Origin of the sequence: Devosia insulae DS-56, from assembly GCF_000970465.2 — a bacterium.
Lineage (GTDB): Bacteria > Pseudomonadota > Alphaproteobacteria > Rhizobiales > Devosiaceae > Devosia_A > Devosia_A insulae.
The window spans coordinates 1-3,210 of the sequence record NZ_LAJE02000376.1 but is presented as its reverse complement, the minus strand read 5'-3'; the positions used below and the strand labels follow the sequence as shown (position 1 = coordinate 3,210).

The window sequence follows — 3,210 nt, the reverse complement described above, 5'->3', positions numbered from 1 at the left end:
GTGTTCTTTCTGCACTGAACCTGGTCGCAGCACTGCTGCTGCTCGCCACCCCAGAAGTCGCTGCCGACTACAGCGTCACCTCCGAGAAGGTGAAAGCCCTCACCGGCCCCAATGCGCCGGCGCCGATGAAAGAGCCGGATATCTGCGGCACGGACCTCGGCACCATGGCCGAGATCGGCGGCAAGGTCGTCCTCGCCTTTGGCGACACCTTTGGCTGGAACGAGAATGCCTGCATCCGCTTCGGGCCGAACTGGCGCTCCAATGTGGTTGCCTTCACTGGGGATCTCGATGCCTCGGATGGCATCGTCATCGATGACTGGGTGACGGGCGCCGACGGCAAGGCGGCGGAGATCGCCAAGGGAGCGCACCAGGATGCGTTCAAGGGCGAGCAGACCAAGATCCCGACCGCCATGGTGACGGTCGGCGATACGCTTTACCTGCACTACATGTCGGTGAACGGCTTCTCCTCGATGGGTGGCGTGTGGCTTTGCAACTGGTCACGCTTCATCTCGTCCACCGATGGCGGCAAGACCTGGAGCCCCGGTCCGGATGAGTTCGGCAGCTTCAAATCGAGCTTCAACATGTTGGCGCTGTCGGCCCAGGCTGGCGTCGGCAACGAGGACGGCAAGTATGTCTATGCCGTGGGCACCCCATGTGGCCGCTTTTCTGGGGCGCGCGTCGGCCGCGTCGCCGCCGGCAAGGTGCTCGACACCAAAGCCTGGGAGTATTTCGACGGCAGCGGCTGGGTCAACGATCGGGCCGAGGCCGTCGAAGTGATCAAGCCCGGCGCCGGCGAAGGCTCGCTGGTCTGGAACCCGGGGATAAAACTCTGGATGTACACGACGCTGAACGAGCTCTCGGAGGCGATCGAGCTCCGCTTTGCCGAGCGGCCGGAAGGTCCGTGGTCGGCGCCGAAGCTGTTGGCGCGCGGCTCCGACTATGCCCAGGCCTATGGCGCCTACATGACCCCGTCATGGATCTCCGAGGATGGGCTCAGCTTCTGGTTCGTGATGAGCCAGTTCGGGCCGTACAACACTTACGTGATGAAGGCGACCCTAACGCCGGACCAGTAAAACTACGGGACTCTACGCAGTCATATTGGGTCAAGTCGTTAACTCGGCGCTGCGTAGGCTTGGGTGCACCACTGTACCCAGGCTGTTCCATGCAGAAGCGTGGCGGGCCGCTGCCCTCCGACAAGAAGTCGAGCCTCAGGCTTGTTGCCGTTGCGTGGCCCTTCATCGCCATCATTGTCACCCAGGCCATTCTCGCCACCTTCAGCTTGCAGATGGTGACCTCGCTGCGCTCCTACGTGAGCGGCGAGAGCATGTGGTCGAAGGGCCAGCACGACGCGATCTATTTTCTCAGCCGCTATATCGACACCACCGATTCCAGCTATCTCGAGCGTCACCGGCAGGCGTTGAGCGTGCCGCTGGGCGATCATGATGCCCGCATGGCGCTGGAGGCCAACCCGCCCGACCACCAGATGGCCGCCGAGGGGTTTCTGCGCGGCGGCAACCACCCCGACGATATCCCGGGGCTGATCTGGCTGTTCGAGAACTTCTCGTGGTTCAGCTATATGAGCGCCGCCATCGAGGACTGGCGCAATGCCGAGGTCACGCTGTTCCAGATGGAAGCCTTGGCCGACGAGATGGCGCGGGCGGCGCTGGTGCAACCGTGGCAGCGGCGCGAATGGGCGATGCGGCTCGACGCCATCAACGACCAGGTGACGCCGCTTACCCATGCCTTCTCCAACTCGCTGGGGCAGGGCACGCGGTTCGTGCAGACCAGCCTGCTCATTGCCAATCTCGCCATCGCCGCGCTGTTCGTGGCGCTGACGCTGTGGCGGCTCAACAGTTTCCTCCGGCATCGCCGCTCGATCGAACACGAGTTGTCGTGGCAGGCGACGCACGACGCGCTCACCAAGCTGCCCAACCGGGCCAGTTTCGAGCGCGAGGTGGAAAGGGCGCTGGCGGATGGCTCGGCCACGGCCTTGCTGTTCGCCGATCTCGACCAGTTCAAGGTGGTCAACGATTCAGGTGGCCACGCCGCGGGGGACCAGTTGCTCTGCGCCCTGGCCGAGCGCCTGCCCGGCCTGCTCGGACCCGGCGCGCTGCTGGCCCGGCTGGGCGGCGACGAGTTCGGCGTGCTGCTCCACACCGGCTCGGTCGACGAGGGGCTGATCACCGCGCACCAGCTGCGTCGGGCCATCGGCGAGTTGCCCTTCGTCTGGAACGACCAGCATTTCACCGTTTCCGCCAGCATCGGCTTCGTGCGCCTAGACCGCACCGTGGGCAGCCTCGCGACGGCGCTGCGGGCCGCCGACATCGCCTGCTACATGGCCAAGGAGAAGGGCCGCAACCGCGTGCATGTCTACTCGCCCGATGATGCCGAACAGGCCGAGATGGCCGGCAATATCGGCTGGGTGCAGCGGCTGCAGCGGGCGCTCGACCGCGACAGCTTCGTGCTCTATGCGCAGGATATCGTACCGTTGAGCCGCAAGGCCGAGGACGAGCATTGCGAGATCCTGGTGCGCCTCGCCGACCATGGCGACCTGATCGGGCCGGGCCGCTTCATTCCGGCGGCCGAGCGCTTCGGGCTGATGCCGCAGCTCGATCGCTGGGTGGTGCGCCATGCGCTGAGGACCATTGCCGGCCGCATCGCGCTCGACCACCTGCCGCATCGGCGCACCTACGCCATCAATCTCAGTGGCCCGGCAGTGGGCGACGAAAGCTTCCTGCCGTTCCTCAAGGCGGAGTTCGCGGCCACGGGCGTGCCGCCGCAACTGATCTGTTTCGAGATCACCGAAACCAGCGCGGTCGCCAATCTCGAACGCGCCGCCGCCTTCATCACCGCACTCAGGGGGATCGGCTGCAAGTTCGCGCTCGATGATTTCGGCGCCGGCATGTCGTCGTTCCATTATCTGAAGCGGCTGCCGGTCGATTACCTGAAGATCGATGGCGGCTTCGTCAAAGGCATGCAGCGCGACAGCACCGACCGGGCGGTGGTGGAAACCATCAACCACCTCGGCCACGTCACCGGCATCAAGACGGTGGCCGAGTTCGTCGAAACCGCGGATGTGCTCGCGGCGCTGGAGGCGATCGGCGTCGACTACGCGCAGGGGTATTTCATGGGAATCCCGAAGCCGTTCGTGGCGGAGGTGGCGGTGGTGGAGCGGCTGTCGGCCTGAGAGCACCGGCCGCGCAGTAATCC

General features: G+C 65.1%; 2 protein-coding genes. Both read left to right on the top strand.

Going from position 1 to position 3,210, the window contains the following annotated elements; genetic code table 11:
• Positions 1–1,073 (top strand): glycoside hydrolase family 183 protein (locus tag VW23_RS25185; RefSeq protein WP_141728493.1); only part of this gene is annotated, 1,073 nt, incomplete at its 5' end.
• A gap of 89 nt (positions 1,074–1,162) precedes the next feature.
• Positions 1,163–3,187, top strand: coding sequence for a putative bifunctional diguanylate cyclase/phosphodiesterase (locus VW23_RS25180; RefSeq protein WP_069912235.1), 2,025 nt, complete (start codon positions 1,163–1,165; stop codon positions 3,185–3,187).
• Positions 3,188–3,210: the final 23 nt, after the last annotated feature.

Coding starts and splice junctions, on each gene's coding strand:
- VW23_RS25180 (WP_069912235.1), top strand. CDS start 1,163: ATGCAGAAGCGTGGCGGGCCGCTGCCCTCCGACAAGAAGTCGAGCCTC.